Annotated in this window: 18 protein-coding genes; 10 read left to right on the top strand and 8 right to left on the bottom strand. The window is 61.6% G+C overall.

Annotated elements, in window-relative coordinates:
* Positions 1-116: 116 nt before the first annotated feature.
* From AU192_RS12160 to AU192_RS12125, 8 genes are all read right to left on the bottom strand, one after another.
* Positions 117-1,460 carry a HAMP domain-containing sensor histidine kinase gene (locus AU192_RS12160; protein WP_064396418.1) on the bottom strand — a complete coding sequence of 448 codons (1,344 nt, stop codon included), beginning with the start codon at positions 1,458-1,460 and terminating at the stop codon, positions 117-119.
* Positions 1,460-2,173, bottom strand: coding sequence for a two-component system response regulator PrrA (prrA, locus tag AU192_RS12155; RefSeq protein WP_064396416.1), 714 nt, complete (start codon positions 2,171-2,173; stop codon positions 1,460-1,462). Before prrA ends, AU192_RS12160 begins: the two co-directional genes overlap by 1 nt.
* A 103-nt stretch (positions 2,174-2,276) precedes the next feature.
* Complete coding sequence (locus AU192_RS12150; RefSeq protein ID WP_064396414.1) at positions 2,277-3,158, bottom strand: hypothetical protein; 882 nt, start codon at positions 3,156-3,158, stop codon at positions 2,277-2,279.
* Positions 3,155-3,613: a DUF6197 family protein gene (locus AU192_RS12145; protein ID WP_064396412.1), complete on the bottom strand. Its 459-nt coding sequence runs from the start codon at positions 3,611-3,613 to the stop codon at positions 3,155-3,157. Before AU192_RS12145 ends, AU192_RS12150 begins: the two co-directional genes overlap by 4 nt.
* 20 nt (positions 3,614-3,633) lie before the next feature.
* A complete protein-coding gene (locus tag AU192_RS12140) occupies positions 3,634-4,278 on the bottom strand; it encodes a response regulator transcription factor (protein ID WP_064396410.1) in 645 nt (214 codons plus the stop codon).
* Positions 4,266-5,558 (bottom strand): sensor histidine kinase, encoded by a 1,293-nt coding sequence (locus AU192_RS12135; RefSeq protein ID WP_064396408.1) that lies wholly within the window; start codon positions 5,556-5,558, stop codon positions 4,266-4,268. Before AU192_RS12135 ends, AU192_RS12140 begins: the two co-directional genes overlap by 13 nt.
* 72 nt (positions 5,559-5,630) lie before the next feature.
* Positions 5,631-6,674 (bottom strand): acyltransferase family protein, encoded by a 1,044-nt coding sequence (locus AU192_RS12130; protein WP_064396406.1) that lies wholly within the window; start codon positions 6,672-6,674, stop codon positions 5,631-5,633.
* A 157-nt stretch (positions 6,675-6,831) separates the two neighbouring features.
* Positions 6,832-7,170, bottom strand: a complete 339-nt coding sequence (locus AU192_RS12125; RefSeq protein ID WP_064396405.1) for a hemophore-related protein — start codon at positions 7,168-7,170, stop codon at positions 6,832-6,834.
* A gap of 807 nt (positions 7,171-7,977) precedes the next feature.
* On the opposite strand from AU192_RS12125, the gene AU192_RS12120 reads away from it, so the two are divergent.
* From AU192_RS12120 to AU192_RS25095, 10 genes are all read left to right on the top strand, one after another.
* Positions 7,978-8,397 (top strand): MmpS family transport accessory protein, encoded by a 420-nt coding sequence (locus AU192_RS12120; RefSeq protein WP_064396427.1) that lies wholly within the window; start codon positions 7,978-7,980, stop codon positions 8,395-8,397.
* Positions 8,394-11,279, top strand: a complete 2,886-nt coding sequence (locus AU192_RS12115) for an MMPL/RND family transporter (protein ID WP_064396403.1) — start codon at positions 8,394-8,396, stop codon at positions 11,277-11,279. The genes AU192_RS12120 and AU192_RS12115 overlap by 4 nt, the downstream gene beginning before the upstream one ends.
* A 9-nt stretch (positions 11,280-11,288) precedes the next feature.
* Complete coding sequence (locus tag AU192_RS12110; RefSeq protein WP_064396401.1) at positions 11,289-14,240, top strand: MMPL/RND family transporter; 2,952 nt, start codon at positions 11,289-11,291, stop codon at positions 14,238-14,240.
* A gap of 106 nt (positions 14,241-14,346) precedes the next feature.
* Positions 14,347-15,474, top strand: coding sequence for an NAD-dependent epimerase/dehydratase family protein (locus AU192_RS12105; RefSeq protein WP_082695000.1), 1,128 nt, complete (start codon positions 14,347-14,349; stop codon positions 15,472-15,474).
* Positions 15,475-15,718: 244 nt separating this feature from the next.
* Positions 15,719-16,525, top strand: a complete 807-nt coding sequence (locus AU192_RS12100; RefSeq protein ID WP_064396399.1) for a TylF/MycF family methyltransferase — start codon at positions 15,719-15,721, stop codon at positions 16,523-16,525.
* Between the two features lie 83 nt (positions 16,526-16,608).
* A complete protein-coding gene (locus AU192_RS12095; protein ID WP_064396396.1) occupies positions 16,609-17,877 on the top strand; it encodes a glycosyltransferase in 1,269 nt (422 codons plus the stop codon).
* A gap of 221 nt (positions 17,878-18,098) precedes the next feature.
* Positions 18,099-19,364: a glycosyltransferase gene (locus AU192_RS12090; RefSeq protein ID WP_082694999.1), complete on the top strand. Its 1,266-nt coding sequence runs from the start codon at positions 18,099-18,101 to the stop codon at positions 19,362-19,364.
* Between the two features lie 105 nt (positions 19,365-19,469).
* Positions 19,470-20,258, top strand: coding sequence for a TylF/MycF/NovP-related O-methyltransferase (locus tag AU192_RS12085; protein WP_082695002.1), 789 nt, complete (start codon positions 19,470-19,472; stop codon positions 20,256-20,258).
* Positions 20,259-20,420: 162 nt separating this feature from the next.
* Complete coding sequence (locus AU192_RS12080; RefSeq protein ID WP_064396393.1) at positions 20,421-21,188, top strand: TylF/MycF/NovP-related O-methyltransferase; 768 nt, start codon at positions 20,421-20,423, stop codon at positions 21,186-21,188.
* 977 nt (positions 21,189-22,165) lie between these two features.
* Positions 22,166-22,849, top strand: coding sequence for a class I SAM-dependent methyltransferase (locus AU192_RS25095; protein ID WP_341271748.1), 684 nt, complete (start codon positions 22,166-22,168; stop codon positions 22,847-22,849).
* Positions 22,850-22,867 lie beyond the last annotated feature (18 nt).

The raw sequence follows: 22,867 nt of genomic DNA, 5'->3' as shown, positions 1-22,867 counted from the left end.
GAGGCAAGAGGTGGAAGCGGCACAACAACACTCCTCAATCAAAACGAGTGCTGTTGCATCGACCCCCTGAACCGAAGGGCATATCTTCGTGCAGAAGTTCAGTTTCGGCGCCGACGTTACTGATGCCCGGGTAAGCGCAACAACAGCCGAGCTCCGCCCAGCGGACTCTCCTCCAAAGAGGCTGTGCCGCCGTGCAATTCGGCCTGCTGGGCGACGAGTGCCAGGCCGAGACCCGAGCCCGACACCGACGCGGTCGACCCTCGCGAGAAGCGCTCGAACACGATCGAGCGCTCTTCCTCGGGGATGCCGACGCCGTCGTCGTCGATCGCGATCTCCACGCCCGCTCGTGAGCTGACCGCCGACAGTTGGACCCGCGTGGCGCCGCCATGCTTCACGGCGTTGGCGATCGCATTGTCGACCGCCAACCGCAGACCGGCGGGCAGGCCCACGATGATCACCGTCGGCGCGGGGACCAACGACACCTCCAGGTCGGGGTAGACCCGCATCGCGTCGTGGGCGGCGCGGTCCAGCAACTCCGTGATGTCGACGGGCACGTGGTCGTCGGCGGTCGACAGTTCACCCTGCGCAAGCCGTTCCAGCGCGCCGAGCGTCGCCTCGATCCGCGACTGCGTGCGGATCACGTCGTTGACCACCTCTTTGCGCTGGTCCTCGGGCAGGTCGAGGGTCGACAGCACCTCGAGGTTGGTCCGCATCGCGGTCAACGGGGTGCGCAGTTCGTGGGCGGAGACGGACGCGAAATCGCGCGCCGACGCCAGCGCGGCCTTGGTCCGATCCTGTTCCTTCCACACGCGTTCGACCAGGCCCTTGACCGCCTCGGCGATCTCGACGGCCTCGGTGGCGCCGCGCACCTCGACGTCGGGGTCCTCGTCGCCGGCATCGATCTGGCGGGTCTGTTGCGCCAGGCTCTTGAGCGGGCGCACCGCGAAAGCGGCCAGCACCCAACCGAACACCGACGCGGCCCCGACGGCGAACACGCAGATGATGATCACCCGTCGGTGCAGGTTGTTGGTGTCGGCAATCGTGGCGTCGTATGTGGCGCCGACGGCCACCGACATCGGCCCGGGGTAGTAGGGGATGTCGACGGTGCGGACCCGATACCGCACACCGTCGACGTAGGTGTCGGCGTATCCAGGTTCGAGCTGGGGCAGTACGACGTCGGAGTTGGAGGTCACCTCGTCACCGCGGTGCACGGTGATGACCGCGTCCTGGTTGGTCGGCGACTTCGGAATCTCGTCCAGGCCGCGCGGCAGGAATGGGATCGCGAAGCCGGCCGCCTCGTCGAGTCGGCGGTCGAGGCGTTCCTTGCGGTCGTTGGTGATGCCGACCCAGACCACTGTTCCCACGATGACGACGACGATCGCCGCGCCGATCGCGGTGGCCAGCGCGACGCGGGTGCGCAGAGACGGGGTTCGGCGGAAGATCCGCGACAGCAGAGACATCACTGAGTTCGGAGCACGAACCCCACTCCGCGCACGGTGTGCAGCAGCCGGGGAGCGCCACCGGCCTCGAGCTTGCGGCGCAGGTAGCCGATGAAGACGTCGACGACGTTGGTGTCGGCGGCGAAGTCGTAACCCCAGACGAGCTCGAGCAGCTGTGCGCGTGACAGCACGGCGGTCTTGTGCTCGGCCAGGACGGCGAGCAGGTCGAACTCGCGTTTGGTCAGGTCGACGTCGACGCCGTTGACGCGGGCGCGGCGGCCGGGGATGTCGACCTCGAGCGGGCCGACCTGGATGGTTTCCGAGGAGAAGGTCGCGGTGGACCCACGCCTGCGCAGCAGCGCCTTCACCCGGGCGACCAGTTCCTGCAACACAAACGGTTTGACCAGGTAGTCGTCGGCCCCGGCCTCCAGGCCGGCGACCCGGTCGTCGACCGAGCTGCGCGCCGAGAGCACGCAGACCGGCACGTCGTTGTCCATCGCGCGCAGCGCCGTGACTACGCTGACTCCGTCGAGCACGGGCATGTTGATGTCCAGCACGATCGCATCGGGCCGGGTCTCGGTCGCGCTGCGCAGCGCTTCGGCGCCGTCCACGGCGGTGGCCACATCGAACCCGGACAGCCGCAACCCGCGCTCGAGCGAAGCCAGCACGTCGGGATCGTCGTCGACCACGAGAACTCGAGGTGAGGCACCACCACTGTCTGTACCACTGGCCATGTAGCCAATCTTGCCTGACGGACGGCCCCAATCGGGGGAGGCCGTGCGAACAGGGGTACCGGCCGAATCGCGCTGGAAGTTGCCGGCCCTCCTCGAGGAGTTCTCAGGGAAGCTCGGTGACTTCGACGTTGCCGGTCGCCGAGCGGGCCGTCACCGCGGGGGCATCCTGGGCTGGTGTTTGCGGAACGGTCACCAGCGTTCCGCTATCGGACTCCGCGGATTCGGCGCGCACTCGGTACGGATCGGGGCCAGGCACCTGTACCTTCACGTCACCTTCGGCGGTGGCTTCGGTTGTGCGCGGTGCCGCACGGAACTCCGTCGAAATGCTTCCGGACCCTGAATGTGCTTTAAACGAATCGGCGACGGCGATAGCGCTGCTGGTCTTGATATCCCCGCGGGCGTTGACATCGATCAGGCGTGCCGATCCGGCGAGTGAGGCGTTGTGATCGGTTTGGGCCACCAATTCCCGAAGGGATGAGTCGACGGACAGCGAGCCCGCTCCCTGGTCGACTGTGACGCTGAGATTTCGGGCGGTGTCCGGTGGGAGGATGACCCGGAGTTCTCCTGTGCGGTGGAACCAGAGAAATCCAGACCCGCTGTCGTGGAGCGTGATTCGGCTGGCGTCGCCTTCCTGTGTTACCGCCAGCTGTGTGTCGTCAGAGTTGGTGACGAGGCGAAGGTCGACACGGGGTTCGTTGGCGTTGGCGTCAGTGTTGACGTGGACGGTGACTGGGACGTCGCCGGTCACGATGGTCAGCGCGCGCATATCGGTCGGCAGGTTCTTCGTATCCGTCACGACCCGGGTGCCGCCGAGGCCGGACGCGAGAACGCCGAGGCTGACGAAACTGCCGAGCGCAAGCAAGGATCCGACGATGACAAGCACTACGCGCATCACCGTTCGTTGCCGACCGGTCAGCGATGGTGGCGGCGAGTCCTCTGCGGAGGAATTGGCCTCCCGGGGTGTGGTCACGTCGATCGCGTTCATCGGTGCTCCTCCCTTTCCAGGAGAGCGACGGCGTGCTTGAGTAGCAGCACGACATCGGTTTTCGTGGTGCTCGCGTCGTCGTTGAAGGCGTCAAGCGCCGGCCATCCCGGAACGGCGACAGAATTGGCCAACTCCAGCAGCAGCGTCTCCAGCCGCTCGATCTGCTCGTGTACCGCCTGCGAGTCCCGAAGCATCCAGTAACCCGCCGCGGTGCGTAGCGCGCCCTGCAGACAGAAGCTGTACGGCGTGGCCCCGAGTTCGGTGCGCGCGGAGAAGCCCCCTTGGCCAAGGTCATCCACGCATACGCGCACCCAATCGCCAGGCCTGTCGACAGATGCCATGACCTGGTTGCCAGTGGCGTCGCGGCAGTAGGTGCCCTGGGTCCACGCGCCGTCGGCTGCGATGAGCGCCATCGCGCCCTCGACCACCTCTCGGTCCGTGTTGATCGTCGTCATGGTGTCTCTATGTCCTTCGGTTAAGTCTCGAGGTAGCGCAGGACGGCGAGGACACGGCGGTTTTCGGTGTCATCAGGTGCCAGTCCCAGCTTCGTGAAGATGGAGGCGATGTGTTTCTCGGCGGATCCAGTCGTGATGTACAAGGTCGCGGCGATCGCCGAATTGGTCTTGCCTTCGGCCATTAGCTGCAGGACCTCCCGCTCGCGCGGGGTGAGCTGCTCGAGCGCGCTGCGGCGATGCGATCGGGCGAGGATCTGGGAGACCACCTCGGGGTCGAGCACGGTTCCGCCGCCACCGACCACCGTGACCGCCTCGAGGAAGGCCGGAATGTCGGCGACGCGGTCTTTCAGCAGGTAGCCGAAGCCGCGGGTGTCCGAGCTGATCAGGTCGGAGGCGTAACGCTCTTCGACGTAGTGCGACAGCACGAGCACGGGCGACTCGGGGTTCTGGCTGCGCAGCAACGCGGCGCACCGGATTCCCTCGTCTGTGAAGGTCGGCGGCATCCGCACATCGACCATCACCAGGTCCGGATGTGTGTCGTTGACCAGGCGCAAGAGGTCCGTGGCGTCCGCGACGCTGGCGACGACTTCATGCCCGGCGTCTGTCAGTATGCGTTCGATACCCGCGCGCAGCAGCGCCGAGTCCTCTGCGATCACGATGCGCATGGGAGCAGCGCTTTGACGGTCGTGGGCCCCGCGGCAGGACTGGACACGTCGAACGTGCCTCGCGCGGCGCGCACCCGTTCGGCCAGTCCGCGCAGGCCGGTCGCGGTTTCGCTGTCGGTGATCTGAGCACCGCCGCGGCCGTCGTCGAACACGGAGACGGTGAGCGTGTTCTCGGCGTCGAGCCGTACCGTGACGACGGCCTGCGACGCCTGTGCGTGCTTCGCGACGTTCGTGAGCGCCTCGGCGACGACGAAGTACGCGACCGACTCGACCTCCTGCGGAATGCGTCGAGGCAGGTCGACGTCAAGGGTGGTCGGGACGGCGCTGCGCTGCACAACTGCTGACAATGCGGCATCCAATCCGCGATCGGTGAGGATCGTCGGAGCCATGCCCCGCACGACGTTACGCAGTTCCACCAGGGCGGTTTTCGCGTCCTCGTGGGCCTCGGCGATCAGCGCTTTGGCGGCCGAAGGGTCGGAGTCGAGCTTGGTTTTGGCGAGTCCTATCGTCATCGCGAGCGACACGAGCCGCGGTTGCACGCTGTCATGGAGGTCGCGTTCGATGCGGTAGCGCTCGGTCTCGGCAGAAGTCATCGCGCCCCGTCGGGCATGGTCGAGTGCGGTCACCTCGTTCTGCAAGAGTGCGGTGGGGGACGGGGAGAGCAGCCACAGGTCGATCTTGGCGTCGAGGGTAGGCGCGAAAACCACGATCGCGACCGCGGCCACGAACGCGATCACGGCCAATGGCCACGCCAGGGCTGGCGGGAGGAAAGACACTCCGGCGTCGGCCGAGCTGCGAGTTACGGCGATCGCTCCGGCTGGCGCCAGCAACGCGAAGGCCAGGAGGAACAACGCGAGTCCGCCGGCCGCCGCGTCATAGAACATCCGGAAGAAGTGGTGCGTGCAGCCTTTCCAGAACCGGGTACTGCTGAGATCGAGCCACAGTTGATGGAGCCAACCCACAAAGCCGGTGCGGTGAGACAGCTTTCGCAGCGGCACCCGGATACCCATGCCGAACACGGCTTCGCTGCGCAACCGTTCGAGCCACTCGACGCCGCGCATCAGGTAGACGAACAGGATCGTGACGACCACCGGTCCGATCAAGGTAGGGATCGACGCGATCCCGAAGATCACGAGCATGATCGGAAACCACAGCCAGAGCGCCGCGATCGCCGCGCCGGCGATCATCGATGCGCTGGGCCAGATGCCGATCCGACGGGGTGCCGGCGTCACTGCTTCGGCGGTGACCGGCTCCGTCTCGTGATCGGTGATTGCGACCATGCCGTTAAATTACGGGAATGCCTCGCTGAATGGACATGGCGGTACCCGGTCGACTTTGCGGGGGTTAACCCCCTAGAGGGTCGCTTGTTCGGCGAACTCTCGCCGCCGTACGCGTCGTTTCAGCTTCATTGCCTGGCGCTCCACGACGAACCATGAGAACGCGGCAAGCGGAATCGTGCAGGCCGTGGCCACTACGAAGAACAGGCGCGGGTCCAGCCAGATCAAGCCCGCAGCCGCGAGGAGTTGCTGCACCGGCCAGGCGTAGATGTACATGCCGTATGACAGGTCGTTTCGCAGGCGGGGTCGCTTCAATAAGGCTCCCGACACGATCACCGCGTACGCCAACGGCAGCGCGGCATAGACCCGGTAGTTCGGTAGCAGTCCCAGCGTCACGACCAGGGCGGCGCACAGTGCCACCAGCCACCACCGTGCTGGTATCCGGTCCCGGTACTGGTACAGCAACGCACCCGCGGAGAAGACGACGGCGAACCGCAACACCATTTGCGGAAGCGTTTCCAGCGCCATGACCGGATATCCGACGATCGCAGACCCGGCGACCGACAGGACGAACACGACCGGGATTGTCCACCGCCGCCGAAGGAGGCCTGCGACGCCTAACACCGCCACTGCGATGTAGCAGATCAATTCGAAGATCAGGGTCCACAACGGCCCGTCCCAAACGCCGTCCCACGGCACATTCAGAGGAGTGCCGTCTATGTCGGCGTAGTAGATGTTGAGCACCGCGTTGTTGAGCACGTAGGCGATCTGCGACGACAACCTCAAGGAGCCACCGGACAGCGCCGCACCGATCGGCGCCAGAACGAACGCGACTATCAGTACGCAGATCCACAGGCCCGGGAAGATGCGCAAGGCCCGTGCCGCCGCATACTCGCGCAATCGCGGATTGTTCAACCATGAGCCGGTGATCAGAAACCCCGACACAACGAAGAACCCGTCCACCCACACCTGAGTGAAGACCTGTTCGAACGGAGTGCTGAAGTCTCGACCGGTCAGCGGCCAAGAGTGCTGCAGGATCACGCCCGCGGCCAGAATCAGTCGCCAGGCGTTCAACGCGTTGTCGCGAGGATCGAAAACCTCGCTGAGCGTCCCCCTCATGGGCGACAAGAAAAGAGCCAAACTGGCGGCCACACCGGGTGGCCGCCGGTCCGGTCGTCGTCTACACGTGTGGAGTCACAATTCGCGCCACCGCGGAAATCAGACACGTAACCTCGTCTGTTCAGTCAGTGCCGCTTGTGCACGTCTCTTGCTTAACTCAGTAATTGACGCAGCTGGTCATCATCTGCTGGAACACCGGCATCGCCTCGTCGATCCCCGGATTGTTCTTGATCTGATTCAGCAGGTTCGTGCGCTCAGCAGGTGACGACGCGAAGTACACCTGAAGGAACTGAAGGTTCGGCGGAGACTGGTCGAGGTACTGCGCCGCCATCGGGTTCTCGGCGTGCACCGCGGCCATGGCCTGCTCGTAGGTGCAGGTGGTGTTGACCATCGGTCCGATATCCGGCTGAGCGGCAGCGATGCCGGCTCCCGCGGTCACCGACAATGCCAAACCCCCGGCCGCGGCGGCCAATCTGCTCACTGAAAACTTGATCATGGGTGGACTCCCTCCCTCAAAACGAATTGACCCAACCCTTATCGCACAGTACCAACATTTGCTCCGGGCTAATCATCTGGCGTCGAAATACCACTATCGCGAGAGCCTGAAACCCCGCACCGCAAAGTATCGGCGCATCGACGGGACCTGTGGTCGGATGCCTGCGAAGCGCCCATGGGGTAACCCGGCTTGCTGCGAGGGTGAAGGCTGGCAAACAGCCGTCTGTCAGACATTCCATTACGGAGTCGGCGAAGCGAGGGTGTCCGGACTGCATCCCGAATCTTGTTCGTACACAAGCTGGCTCAGGCTCGACCGGAGTAAGGACGTGGTGTTGGACGCCCGACAAGTCTTTACCTGCAGCAGCTGCGAAGGGGAGTGCTGAGGTACCTCTGGCATCTTCGCGCGCCTGTGGGGTTACCTGGGGGATAACCCCCGTAACAGTTTGTTTTCTTTTCCGTCGCATCGCTGACCGGTACACTTCCCCGCCTATTGGGAAGGCCTACAACAAGATTTGCGGGATGGTGGCTTGTTTCGTATCGTGCCTTCGCACACTGCGTGTGTGTTCCGATCCCATATCGCCTTGGGAACGGGCGGATATAGGGGGACACCGGCATGGTTTACTCGTCAGGACCGCGTCGCGTCGCGGGGGCGCTATTTGTTTGCGGTGATGGTCGTTCGCCCAGCGTGCGACGGCAGCCGCAGCGAGGGAGCCGTTCCTTGCGTGGCGTGTCCGGTGTGTAGTTGCATGGTCGCCGGAACAGTGCCGGGTGTGGAACTAGGTGGAGGGGGTCTCCCATCTTCAGGCTTCTGAAGCGGGTGTGGATTCCGCTGGTCATACTAATTGTTGCGGTCAGCGGTGGTTTCATCGTGTCGCGGCTGCACGGCATGTTCGGCTCCGACCAACGTCCGTCCTACGCCGACACGGCAGTCGCCGACACCAAGCCGTATGACCCCAAGCGACTGACATACGAGGTCTTCGGCGCTCCGGGAACCGTCGCCACCATTAGTTATTTCGATGAAGAATTCAATGTGCGCACGGTCCGAGGGGCAAGTATCCCCTGGTCGTTGGATTTCGAGATCGGTTCGGCTACCGCAGTGGCGAGCCTCGTCGCCCAGGGCGACACCAACACGATTGGGTGCCGCATTCTCGTCGACGGTGAGGTCAAGTCGGAGAAGGTGTCAAATCAGACGAACGCCTTCGCATCATGCGTGCTCGAGGCCGCATGACCGGCAGGCACGTCGGCGAGGAGACCACGCCGCGACCGTTCATCGCACGGTCAATCCGTAGATTTTCAGTGCTGGTCATCTTGGGGTGGCTGGCAATCACCGTCGTGACTACTCTCTTCGTTCCTCCGCTGGAAGTAGTCGAACGCGAGAAGTCAGTGCCTCTAGTGGTTCAGGATGCGCCGTCATACGAAGCGGCTGTCCGTATGGGGGACCTCTTCGCGCAATCCAGCGCCGAAAGCATGGCGGTCATTGTCCTCGAGGGCGAGCAACCCCTGGGCGAAGACGCACACGGCTACTACACCGAATTAATTCGTCAGCTAGAAGCTGATACAGAGCACATCCAGCACGTTCAGGACTTCTGGGGCGACCCGCTTACCGCAGGCGCCGCGCAGAGCACTGACGGTAAAGCGGTTTACGTTCAGGTCAATCTGCGTGGGGCCACGGGTTCGGCGGCCGGCAACGAGTCCGTCGCGGCGATTCAGGGCATTGTCTCCGGGATTCCGCCGCCGCCGGGTGTGCAGGCGTATGTGACGGGTCCGGCCCCGATCGTTGCGGACATAGGCAAGAGCGGCAATAGAACGGTCATTTTGATCACGGTCGTCACCTTTGCGGTGATCTTCCTGATGTTGCTTCTGGTCTACCGCTCAGTGACAACTGTGGTGCTGCTGTTGCTCATGGTTGGCATCCAATTGCAGGTGGCCCGCGGGATTGTCGCGTTTCTCGGACTTCACGGCATTGTGGGTCTGACGACCTACGTCGTCAACCTGATCGTGTCTGTAGGAATCGCGGCGGGAACCGACTACGGCATCTTCTTCACAGGTCGTTATCAAGAAGCGCGTCAAGCCGGCGAGGATAAGGAAAGCGCCTACTACACGTCTTATCGCAGCGTCGCCAAAGTTGTTTTAGCCTCCGGTTTGACCATCGCCGGGGCAATTGCGTGCCTCAGCTTCACTCGCCTCCCGTTCTTCCAGCCTCTGGGAACCGCGGGCGCGCTGGGCATTCTGATTGCAGTCGCGGTGGCCCTCACGCTGATTCCAGCAGTGATAGCTTTAGGTAGTCGTATCAACTTGTTCGAACCGAAGCGCCTTATCGTCACTCGCCGCTGGCGACGAATCGGGACTTCGGTTGTTCGGTGGCCCGCGCCCATCTTCGTCGCGACGCTGGCGATCTCATTGATTGGGCTGCTCACACTGCCGGGATATAACCCGAGCTACAACGACCAGGAGTTCATACCCGAAGACATTCCCGCAAATCAAGGGTATGAGGCCGCAGCCCGACATTTCCCGGAATCGCGTCTGGCAACACCCGACATCCTGATGATCGAGGCCGACCATGATTTGCGGAACCCGGCCGATATGCTGATCTTGAACAAGCTCGCCAAGGCGGTCTTCGCCGTTCCCGGTATTGCCGATGTTCAATCGATTACTAGGCCGGAGGGGACCCAGATCCCGCACACGACTATTCCCTTCATGTTGAGTGTGGGACAGGCCAATCAAGCTCTCCAAATGCCGTTCCAAAAGGACCGCATGGATGACATGCTCAAACAGGCCGAGGAGATGTCCACCACCATCGGCATCATGACGCGGATGTATGAACTGATGCAACAGATGGTGGCTACGACGCACAGCATGGTCGAGACCACACACGAGCTTCAAGAAACCACCGACGAACTGCGCGACGCATTAGCTAATTTCGACGACTTCTTCCGTCCGATCCGCAATTACTTCTATTGGGAGCCGCACTGCTTCAATATCCCGATTTGTTGGTCGTTGCGGTCGATCTTCGACGCACTTGACGGTGTCGACCAGATCTCCCTGAAAATGGACTCGCTCGTCGAAAATCTCGACCGGCTCGATGTTTTGATGCCGCAGATGCTCGCACAGTTCCCGCAGATGATTGCGACGATGGAAAGCACACGCACCATGATGCTGACCATGCACAGCACGATGTCGGGAACCATCGGTTCGATGGAGCAGACGGCCGATACCGCGACTGCGATGGGTAAAGCGTTCGACGCCGCCAAGAATGACGATTCTTTCTATCTGCCCCCGGAGATCTTCGAGAACGAAGACTTCAAGCGCGTAATGGAGATCTTCCTGTCGCCAGACGGGACGGCCGCTCGCATGCTGATTTCACAAAAAGGTGATCCCGCAACACCGGAAGGGATCTCCCGAGTCGAACCGATCGAGATCGCCGCCGAGGAGGCACTCAAAGGAACGCCGCTGGAGAATGCCAATATTTATTTCACAGGTACCGCGGCGAACGTCAAAGACCTGGTCGACGGGTCCAGATACGATTTGCTGATCGCGGCGGTATCGGCAGCTTGTCTCGTGTTCATCATCATGCTGCTCATCACGCGAAGCTTCATTGCCGCCCTTGTCATCGTCGGAACGGTCGCTCTTTCACTGGGTGCATCGTTCGGGTTGTCAGTTCTTTTCTGGCAATACCTCCTCGGCATACAGATCAACTGGGTCGTCCTGGCGATGTCTGTGATCGTGCTTCTCGCCGTCGGTTCCGACTACAACCTGATGCTCGTCTCGCGAATGCGGGAGGAGATAGCCGCAGGTCTCAACACAGGAATCATTCGGGCGATGGGCGGCACCGGCAAGGTCGTGACGGCAGCGGGCCTGGTGTTTGCGGCAACGATGGCTTCGATGGTGGTGAGTGATCTGCTCACAATCGGTCAGGTCGGCATGACCATCGGCTTGGGTTTGTTGTTCGACACTCTGGTCGTCCGTGCGTTCATGACGCCCTCGATCGCCGCGCTGCTCGGCCGGTGGTTCTGGTGGCCCATGCGGGTGCGTCAGCGCCCGGCCAGCGCACTTCTTCGCTCGGTCGGCCCCCGCCCGTTGGTCCGTTCCCTGCTGCTGAGGAACGACTAGCGCGAGCACATGAACAACGAACGCACGCGCCCACCCTTGATCCCCCGGGTGATACGCAAATTCCCGGTCTTCGTCATCCTGGCTTGGCTACTGCTGATTGTGGTCACGACATTGGCGGCGGTGAACGGCAATTGGGGTGCCGCGATCCCGGCTCTGGAAAAAGTCGGGCGAGAGCAGTCCGTTTCGGTGATGCCCGCGGATGCACCTTCGGTGCGCGCGATGACACGCATCGGCGAGGTCTTCGAGGAATCCCACTCGGACAGCTTCGCGATGATCGTGCTCGAGGGGCAGGAACCCCTTGGCGAAGATGCGCGCCAGTATTACGCAGAGCTTGTTCGTGAACTCAGAAGCGATCCCGAGCACGTCGAACATGTGCAGGATCTCTGGGGCGACCGGCTCACCTCATCCAGCGTGCAGAGTCCGGACGGCAAGGCCGCGTATGTGCAGTTGAACCTCGTGGGAAACCAGGGCACGTTCGTCGGGGAAGAATCGGTGAACGCGGTCCGCGAGATCGTCGACCGGACATCGCCGCCGCCGGGTGTCGACGTTTATCTGACGGGTGCGGCGCCACTGGCATCGGATATGCAGCGTGCCGGTGACAATTCTATCCTGAAGATCACCGCGGTAACGGTGGTGGTCATTTTCGCGGTGCTTCTGCTCGTATATCGCTCAATCGTCACAGTGATTCTGCTGTTGGTGATGGTTGGCGTAGAACTGGCGGCGGCCCGTGGTGTCGTCGCGTTCCTTGGCCACAACGAAGTTTTCGTTCTTTCGACATTCGCAGTCAATATGCTGGTGTTCCTCAGCATTGCCGCCGGGACCGATTACGGCATCTTCTACTTCGGCCGTTATCACGAAGAGCGAGCGGCGGGCGTGGATCTGGAAACTGCGTACCACAAGACGTATCGCAGCGTCACTCCGGTGGTTCTCGCATCCGGCACAACAATCGCCGGCGCTCTTTTCTGCCTGAGTTTCACCCGCCTGCCCTATTTCAAAACAATGGGTATCCCGTGTGCGTTAGGAATGTTGGTCGCCGTTGCGGTCGCGGTGACGGTGGTTCCCGCGGGGATCGCGCTGGCCACCCGCTTCGGCCTCTTGGAGCCTAAACGTAAAATTCGGGTCGCTCGGTGGCGGGGACTCGGTACCGCCATCGTTCGCTGGCCCGCGCCGGTTCTCGCGGCAACCTGCGCGGTGACCCTTGTCAGTCTGCTCACGCTGCCGGGCTACACGACGAGCTACGACGATCGCCTGTACGTTCCCGATGACATTCCCGCCAACGCGGGGTACGTGGCTGCGGAACGCCACTTCTCTCAGACGCGGTTGATGCCGGATATCCTTATGATCGAGACGAACCGAGATTTGCGAAATCCAGCCGACTTCATCACTTTGAATAAATTAGCCAAGGCCATCTTTCGAGTTCCGGGGGTGTCGCGGGTCCAGGCGATTACGCGGCCGGAGGGAACCCCTATAGAACACACATCGATCCCATTTATGATCAGTTTGCAGAGCGCTGGCCAAGTTCAGATGATGCAGTTTCAGAAGCTGCGCATGGACGACATGCTGAAGCAGGCAGAAATGCTGCAGACGATGATCGACATCACAGAGAAGCAATACGTCCTGATGCGAGAGATGGTGGGGCTGACTCAGCGGATGACGGAGCAGACGCATGAGCTCAAGATCGTCCTCGATGAATTGCGTGATTACATCGCCAATTTCGACGATTTTTGGCGACCCTTGCGCAACTATCTTTACTGGGAGCCACACTGTTTCAATATTCCGATTTGTTGGGCGATTAGGAGTCTATTCGACACACTTGATGGCGTCGATGCGATCAGCTTGCAAATGGAGGATCTTCTTCAAGATCTCGACAGGATGAACGAGATCATGCCGCAGATGGTCAGATTGATCCCACGTATGATCGAGTTTCAGAAATTCATGAAGCAATCGATGCTGACCATGCACAGCACGATGTCCGGCTACATGAGCGGGCTAGACGAGGCCAGCAAGAATGTGGCGGTCCTGGGGCAGGCGTTTGACGCCGCCCAAAACGATGACTCTTTCTTCCTTCCGCCGGAGGTCTTCGAGAATCCAGATTTCAAGCGGGCGATGAACTCTTTTCTCTCTCCGGACGGAAAAGCGGCCCGCTTCATCATTTCGCACCGTGGTGATCCGGCGACACCCGAAGGGATTGCGCGGGTTGACCAGATAAAGCACGCGGCGGAGGAAGCGCTCAAAGGTACGCCGTTGAAAGACGCCAAAATCTATATGGCCGGGGCCGCGTCGACGGCCAAAGACTGGCACGACGGATCCACGTATGACCTGTGGATCGCCGGCATTGCTGCAATCTGCCTTGTCTTCACGATCATGCTCATAGTCACGCGAGGTTTCATCGCGGCTCTCGCCATCGTCGGAACGGTGGCGCTGTCGCTCGGTGCATCCTTCGGTGTGTCAGTCCTGCTCTGGCAGTACATTCTCGGAATCCATTTGCACTGGATGGTCCTCGCGATGACGGTGATCATCCTCTTGGCCGTGGGATCCGATTACAACCTGCTCCTGGTTTCACGAATGAAAGAGGAGTTAGGCGCCGGCATCAACACGGGCATCATTCGGGCGATGGGGGGCACCGGCAAGGTCGTCACCACGGCGGGCTTGGTATTCGCCGCCACCATGGCCTCGATGGTCGTGAGCGACTTGTTGATCATCGGGCAAATCGGAACCACCATCGCATTGGGCCTGATGTTCGATACCCTGATCGTGCGAGCGTTCATGACACCGTCGATCGCTGCTTTGCTCGGACGATGGTTCTGGTGGCCGCAAAAGGTGCGGCCGCGACCGGCCAGTGCCCTCCTCGAGTCGGTGGGTCCTCGCCCCCTGGTGCGGTCCCTCCTACTCGGGGAAGGTCGACAGAGGACCGAGGACGACGATCCCCCCACGACAGAGATTCCGAGGCAATCGCCGTAGATCGATTCCGAAGGCCGACGGCGTCGCCATGGTACGCAGTCTCGGTAACGCTTGCGGGTAGCCGCCCGCCAGATGGATGAGAGGGCGCCGGCATTTGTCAACATCCGTGCTGATCACTGGTGGGGCCGGGTTCATCGGGTCCGCACTTGCCCGCCGCCTTGTTCGCTCCGGCTACGAGGTCGGCGTATTGGACGTACTGCACCCGCAAGTCCATAGCGGCAGTCAACCGCTCGATCTCCCGGAGTCCGCGCGGTTGTTCACCGGTGACGTCACCCACGGACCGGATCTGGATGCGGTGCTGCGGCTCTTTCGTCCCACCCAGGTCGTCCACTTGGCGGCTGAAACCGGGACGGGACAGTCGCTCGCCGAGGCGACGCGTCACGGCTCGGTCAACGTCCTGGGTACGACCCAACTGCTAGATGCCCTCACGCGTTCGAACTATGTGCCCGCCCAGTTCGTTTTGGCCTCGTCGCGGGCCGTCTACGGTGAGGGCGCTTGGCAGTCCGCGTCTGGAACCTTCTATCCGCCGCCCCGCAGTCACGCGCAGTTGCAAGCGGCGGTGTGGGATCCTCGAGGGCCTGCCGGCGAAGATGCGAGGCCACTTCCCAGTTGCGCTGGTCAGACGGAGCCTCGTCCCACGAACATCTATGCCGCGACCAAGCTCGCTCAGGAGCACATACTGAGTGCATGGACGGCGGCGCATGACACCAATCTCAGTGTGCTCCGCCTGCAGAATGTCTATGGCCCAGGACAGTCGTTGGCCAACTCGTACACCGGGATAGTCACTCTTTTCGCGCGGTTGGCCGGGGAGGGACAACCGTTGGAGGTCTACGAAGACGGCAACATCATTCGCGATTTTGTTTTCATCGACGACGTGGCAGACGCGCTGTTCGCAGCCGTCCAGGCGCCTGCAAACCAGCAACGGTGCGTCGATATCGGATCGGGAATCGGTACGACAATCTTGGAGCTGGCCCAGAAGATCGCGGCGATTTGTGATTCTCCTGAACCGACCGTCGTATCGAAATTCCGCGACGGTGACGTACGCGCTGCGAGCTGCACCGTGGAAGCGGCCAGGGTGGAGCTTAACTGGAGCCCGACCTGGTCTCTCGACCAGGGCCTGCACGCACTGCTGGAGTGGATTGCCAGCAAGCACCTGTTTCCTGACCAAGGTCGTTCGGTGGTCAACTCAACTATCGCTCCAAGCCAATCGGGGTATTGGGACAGAGCCCGCTGACTGGCGGGCAAACGATGTCAGACATCGGAGCGGTAATGATTCCGCGTAACGGAGACGTGGCTCGGCATGGCCGGAATGCCTGCAAGAACTCCCTATCCAACGAACGTTGAATGAGTCTGGGTCTCTTATTGGGCGGGCGTGTCTCTGTCGGGCAGCAATTTATCTGCGTTCGCAACAGGGTAGACTGACGCGGATCGAACCGCTCACCGGTGGGCGGGCGCCGACGTAAGACAGGAGCAGTTTCTTGACTGTGACCGAGAACGACACGAGAGCTGCGTACCTCGATCTACTTCGACGGGATCTCACGAACTACGGCCGTGACGAACTGGTGCCTATCGGGTGGTACCGCCTCGGACGCCCCATCTTCAAGTTCCGCAACGTCATGGTCGTCCGCAAGCATCCCTTCGACAAGCGTGGGCGTGACTTAGGCCTCGACTGGCCGGCGGAGGCGCTGACGATGATCGGAATGCAGCGGCTCACCAGTCTTCAGCACTGTGTGGAAACCGTCCTTGAAGACAACATTCCCGGCGACCTGGTCGAATGTGGAGTCTGGCGCGGAGGGGCGTCGATCCTGATGCGCGCAGTCCTCAGCGCGTTTGGGGATCAGACGCGTCGGGTGTGGTTGGCGGATTCTTTCGCCGGTGTACCGCCGCCGGACCCCAAGAACTTCAAGGCTGATAAGGGAGACAAGCTGTACCGTGCCGCAGCCGTCCTGGCGGTGCCTGAAGCTGAAGTCAGGGCGAACTTCGAGCGTTACGGACTGCTGGACGACCAGGTGCGGTTCCTGCCCGGATGGTTCAAGCACACGCTGCATGACGCTCCGATAGAACGCATCTCGGTGTTGAGGCTCGATGGCGACCTCTACGAGTCGACCATCCAGGCCCTCGATGCGCTGTATCCGAAACTCTCCTCCGGAGGGTTCTGCATCATCGACGACTACCACCCGATCCCGGCCTGTAAGCAAGCTGTCACCGACTACCGCGAAAAGCATGGAATCTCGGCGGAAATAGTCGAAGTCGACGGAACCGGCGTGCTGTGGCGCAAGGAATGAGCGCTGGTCGCGCCTAGGTCGATGCTGAACTTGATGCCGGTGCGTATTCGCCGCCGTGGCATAACCGGTAATCTTCCCGACCGATGAAGTTTGTGCTGGCGAGCTACGGGACTCGCGGCGACGTCGAACCGTCTCTCGTCGTCGGGCGTGAATTGCAGCGCCGGGGGCATGACGTACGGATGGCCGTGCCCCCGGATCTAATGACCTTCACCGAGTCGGCGGGGCTTCCGACGGTGGCCTATGGACTCGACACGGGGACTTGGCTGGATATTTACCGAAATTTTTGGGGTTCTGCCTTTCAGACGTTTTGGAAGGTCCGGCAGCTGCGGAAATTGTGGCGCGAGATGTGGGACGTCAGCGACGAGATCTGGGCGCACATGAATACCACCCTGACTTCGCTGGCTGCCGATGCTGATGTGTTGTTGGCAGGCCAGAGTTATCAGGAAGCCGCGGCCAACGTCGCGGAGTATCTCGATATCCCATTGGTGACGCTTCACCACGTTCCGATGCGGCCCAACGGACAACTCGTCGCCGTCCTCCCTCCCGTCGTCGGTAGGGCGGCGATGACGGGATTCGACTGGGTTGCTTGGCGCTTGAACAAGAAGGTTGAGGACACACAACGCCGTGAACTGGGTCTGCCGAAGGCAACGGCTCCCTCGACGCGGCGGATCACGCAACGGGGATCGCTGGAAATGCAGGCGTACGACGAGGCGTGTTTTCCCGGGCTCGCTGCCGAATGGGCTGAGTGGGGCGGCCTCCGCCCCTTCGTCGGGCCGCTGACGATGGAGTTGAGCACCGATGTCGACGAGGAGGTTTCCTCGTGGATTGCGGCCGGGACTCCGCCGATATGTTTCGGTTTCGGCAGCATGCCGGTCGAATCGCCGGAGAAGACGATCGAGATGATCGGTTCGGCCAGTGCCGAACTGGGTGAGCGGGCGTTGGTGTGCGCCGGATGGAGTGACTTCAGCAAGGTACCGCACCATGAGCACGTCAAGGTTGTGGGGAGCGTCAACTACGCCGCCGTCTTCCCGGCCTGCCGGGCTGTGGTCCATCACGGGGGATCGGGAACGACGGCCGCGAGCCTGCGCGCGGGGATTCCGACCCTGATTCTCTCGATGGACGCGAACCAAGCGCTGTGGGGCGGACAGGTTAAGCGCTTGAAAGTAGGGACGACTCGGCGCTTTTCGGCTACCACGCGGGACTCGTTGGTGAGGGACCTACGCCGTATCCTCGTTCCGGAGTACATCACCCGCGCGCGGGAGCTCGCCACCCGGATGAGTGCACCGGCCGCAAACGTCGCTCCGGCGGCCGATCTCGTAGAGAAGTTCGCGAACTCGAGTCCCTCTGCCTGACCGTAAAGGACACGCTTATTTGCGCTCCCGCTGATTTATGTTTGCGATTTGCAACGCTTCTCGCGAGCGGACACCTTGCCTCCACGCGACGGACGTGGTACTGCTACGGTCGAGATGGAAACTGTAAAGGTAGGTAGCACTCTTTCGAGGAAAGTGTGTCTTCTGACGCTGCCACCCGTAAACTGTCGCGCAGAGTAGATAGTGTGGACTGGGGGGTCCCGATGAAGTTTGTGCTGGCGAGCTACGGGACTCGCGGCGATGTCGAACCCGCTCTTGCGGTGGGGCGCGAATTGTTGGGGCGCGGACACGACGTTCGCATGGCCGTCCCACCGAATTTGATCGAACTCGCTGAGTCGGTTGGGCTTACTGCGGTTTCCTACGGGCCGCCCCCAGACGATTTCTGGGACGAAGACATGCTCCGCAAGTTCTCGGATCTCTACCGCAACTGGTGGACGATCCGCGAGCCGATCAAGATGATGCGCGATGCTTGGGAGCCGGTCACCCGGCACTGGGCGAATATGAGTTCGGCCCTCGTGGAGGCCTGCGACGGGGCCGATCTGCTGTTCAGCGTGCAGCTGTACCAGGACCTCGCATCCAATGTCGCGGAGTATTACGACATTCCGCTGGCAACCCTGCACTACTTCCCAATGAGGCCGAGCGGCAAGATCGTTCCACTTGTGCCGGCACCGTTGGCGCGCATGGGAATCCGCGCCTATGACTGGATTTGTTGGCGCATGGGCAAAATCGCTGAGGACGCGCAGCGCCGCGAACTCGGCCTGCCGAAAGCGAAGGCGCCGTCACGGCAGCGCATCATGAACCGCGGATCGCTCGAGATTCAGGCTTACGACGAGGTCGTGTTTCCCGGGCTGGCATCGGAGTGGGCACGGTGGAGTGAACAACGGCCCTTCGTCGGCGCGCTGACAATGGGGCTCAACACTGAGATCGACGAGGAAGTCGCGTCGTGGGTCGCCGCGGGCTCGCCTCCGATTTGCATTGGGTTCGGCAGTATGCCGGTGAACGATTCCCCGGCCGACACTGTGAAAATGATCAGTGCCGCATGTGCCGAGCTCGGCGAGCGAGCGCTGGTCTGCTCGGGATGGTCCGATTTCAGCGACGTGCCTGCGAGCGAACATATCAAGGTCGTTGGCGCCGTGAATTACGCGAAGATCTTCCCCGCCTGTCGGGCGATCGTCCATCACGGCGGCTCAGGTACCACCGCCGCGGCCTTGCGTGCGGGAGTACCGACGTTGATCTTGTGGACGGCGGGTGATCAACCATTCTGGGGAAACCAACTCAGGCGCTTGAAAGTTGGTGCTGCTCGGCGCTTTTCGAACTCCACGCAGGAAACGCTGGTCAGCGACCTGCGTAAGATACTCGCCCCGGAATACGCACGGAATGCCCAGGATCTCGCCGCTCGCATGACCAAGCCTGCCGAAAGCGTGGGCTGCACAGCCGATCTCTTGGAGAAGTTCGCCAGCTCGAGGTGAATCGCTGACTAGGCAACGACCGGGGAGTTTCGTGACCGTTGCAACGGCGGCGATGCCATCGTTCCGGCCGCCGAGGCGGTGGTGGCCGATGCTATCGTTGCCGCCGTGGCTTCCGGACTGTCGGCCAGGACCCGTCTCTGGCTGCGAGCGGTGCGCGTCGAGTACTGGCTCGCGCGCACGCTTCTGCCCAAGGTGTATGCGAACGATGCGCTGATTTGCTTCAACAGCTACGCATTCGTGGACGACCCGGCGTTCCAGCGCGCCTACCGTCGTGGTGCTCGGGCGCTCGGCGGCGAGGACTGGTATCAGTGGCAGTGGCGGGTGCACGTGGGGCTTTGGGCGGCGGCCAGTGCCAGCAAGCTGAAGGGTGATTTCGTCGAGTGCGGTGTCAGCTACGGCTTCTTGAGCAGCGCCATCATGGAGTATCTCGACTGGGATCGGCTCGACAAGACGTTCTACTTGCTCGATACATTCTCGGGCTTGGACCCGCGCTTCGTCACCGCCGCCGAGCGGGAGGCGGGGGCGCTCGAGGTGAGCGAGCATCACATCAACAGCGGTATGTACGTGAACTCGGTGGACAGCGTGCGGGCGAACTTCGCGCAGTGGAAGAACCAGCGCATCATCGTGGGTGCGGTTCCGGAGACACTCGATGAGGTGGATGCGGACACGGTGGCGTACCTGCATATCGACATGAACTGTGCGCCACCAGAAGTGGCGGCCCTGCGCCATTTTTGGCCGCGGCTGACTCCGGGAGCGTTCGTACTGCTGGACGACTACGCCAATCGTGGACGTGATGAACAACGCCTGGCCATGGATGAGGTGGCGAAGGAGTTGGGCGTCTCCATTGGCATGTTGCCTACGGGACAGGGGCTTCTCATCAAACCGGCAGTCTGAGGTCGGGCACGTTTAAGTGTCCGCGCCGTTCCAAGCTCCTGGTGGTCTGGTGGCTCCGCGTTGTTTCTCGCGTTTGCTGCCAATCCGTATCAATCGCCGTCTCACTCGATGTATGTTGATCGCGTGGGGATCAAAAAGACATGGCCCATCCGATTTCGGCTTATGTGGCTTGCCTTGAGGGCCGGGTATTGGTTCCCACGAACTTTTCTCCCAGACGTCTATTGTGACGATGCGTTGCTCTGCTTCAACAGCCATGCCTTCCTGGATGACCCGGCTTTTCGGCGTGCCTACAACCGTGGTGTTCAATCTATCGGTGGTGAAGACTTCTATCACTGGGAATGGCGCTTTCACGTCGGACTATGGGCCGCGAGCAGCGCCAGCAAGCTCGAAGGGGATTTCGTTGAATGCGGCGTCAGCCATGGATTTCTGAGCAGCGCCATAATGCAACACCTCGATTGGGATCAGCTGGGTAAGACCTTCTACCTTCTGGACACCTTCGGCGGGATGGATCCGCGCTTCGTCACGGATATCGAACGCCAAACGGGTGCCCTCGCCAAGAGCGAGGCAGCGATCGACTTCGGCATCTACGCGAATTCAGTCGAGAACGTAAAGAGGAATTTCGCCGAGTGGCAGAACGTCCGCATCGTCCCGGGCACGGTTCCAGACACGCTCAATGAAGTCGATGCGCAGGCGGTGGCCTACTTACACATCGATATGAACTGTGCCCCTCCCGAAGTCGAGGCACTCCGCTTCTTCTGGCCGCGGCTCACTCCAGGCGCCTTCGTGCTGCTGGATGACTATGCACAGAGAGGCCGCGACGAACAGCGCTTGGCGATGGACGCAGTGGCTAACGAGTTGAGTGTTTCCATCTGTACGTTGCCGACCGGTCAGGGTTTATTGATGAAGCCGGCGTCAAAGGTGGGTGCGTGATGGATGTTTCGCCGGTCAACGTGTTGAGCGCCGAGCGTTCGGCGGGCCGTTAGTGGCCCGCATGTGATCTTCTCGAGGAAAATCAGTATTGCATGGGGGCGGGGAGACACCGGTCTGCGCGGCAGAATCGCGGATGATGTAAGCGATCTTCTCCCGCGGCTTTGCTCCGGTGCAGCGCGGCATCGGCTTTCTTGAGCCTGGCTGACCTTTGACAGGAGTTCAATGAACCATCCGTCGCCCTACACGCGACAACGCGAAAGCCCCTCGGTAAGGCGGAAAACCTCGCCGAGGGCGATGCTGGCGCCAACGCCACCCGAGAGCCGCGATGCGCCCCCCTTCCTCGCGTTGTTCGACGGAATGCAGGTCTCGCTAGACGCCGAAGACACGTGCCCGACAACGCTGCCATGGTTAGGTTGCATCAACGAGGCACCACTGTCGATGTTATGCGGTGATGGAAGAACCGCAGAGGTGCCGAGACTACGGCCCTCGGGGTTAGTCCTTCGTGCTCGGTAGGACGACTTCGTCGCTGCCTCCCTATGGATCACTTCAGATCCGCTCCGAGCTAGCAACCAGCTGAAGAGTTCACTACTCGCGCCCGCACCCAGAAATCCGCCCGAGTTCTATCGCTTCATCCGAGAAAACGCGGGTACAAATCCGTTCTACTACCAATGTCGAGCCGGGTGTGTGACTATATCGTGATTGTGGCCGCAGGCGCTTACGATCACTGCATCGATTGTTCGATGATGTGAAATGAGCGCGCCACGGACCGCTTGCCGCTCAGGGCGGCGTATTAGACATACTGGATACCACGTTGCACGGGTTAATTTTTCGGACCAGCGCGTCGGGTGCGCGTCAACTTCGAGGGGCGGGATTCAATGTGGTGAGTGGATACGCTGGGCCGTCTACCACGGCTCCGCCGGCCCCCAGTCAACTCGGATGGCCACCGGCATCCCGTCGACTGGCTTTGCCTCCGTGCCATGACCCAAGCCATATCCTCGCGATGTTGCAGCCCATCGCAACTTTCTCTTTGGGGGGAAACTGACGTGGGGCAGGTGACATCGGGTGTTCGGGCTGTACTTTCGCATCCAGTTGTGTACGAGGCGTTCCAACGGATCATGGGTGCCAAACGTGGGCGTGAGTGGTTGGTATGCAAGTTCATCCGCCCGTTCCCAGGCATGCGGATTCTCGACCTAGGTTGCGGTCCAGCAAACATACTCGCGTCCTTGCCTGCGGATGTGGCATATACGGGGTATGACATGAGCGCCGAATATATTGCGGCGGCAGAAGAGAAATTCGGTCGACGCGGGACATTTCATTGTCGCCTCCTGGAACAGGCGGAAGTGGCGGCCCTGGAACCGTTCGATCTCGTCATGGGCATTGGCGTTCTGCACCACCTCGATGACCGCTCGGCGCGCCAATTCATGACACTGGCGAAGGCTGCGTTGAAACCCGGTGGGCGGGTGCTTACACACGATGCATGCTATGCGCAGGGACAGAACCCTATCGCACGCTTCCTTATCAACAGGGATCGAGGCCAGCACGTACGCGGTATGGCGGACTATCGCTCATTGGCAGAAGGGACATTCACAACCATCACTGGTGCAGTAACACATTGGGCGTGGCCGCCTTATACACACTGGACCATGGAGTGCAGCGGGTAGCGCAACGCTGGCCGAGAG

The sequence above is a fragment of the Mycobacterium lehmannii genome (assembly GCF_001499925.1).
GTDB classification, from domain to species: domain Bacteria; phylum Actinomycetota; class Actinomycetes; order Mycobacteriales; family Mycobacteriaceae; genus Mycobacterium; species Mycobacterium lehmannii.
This window is presented reverse-complemented; position numbering and strand designations above follow the sequence as displayed.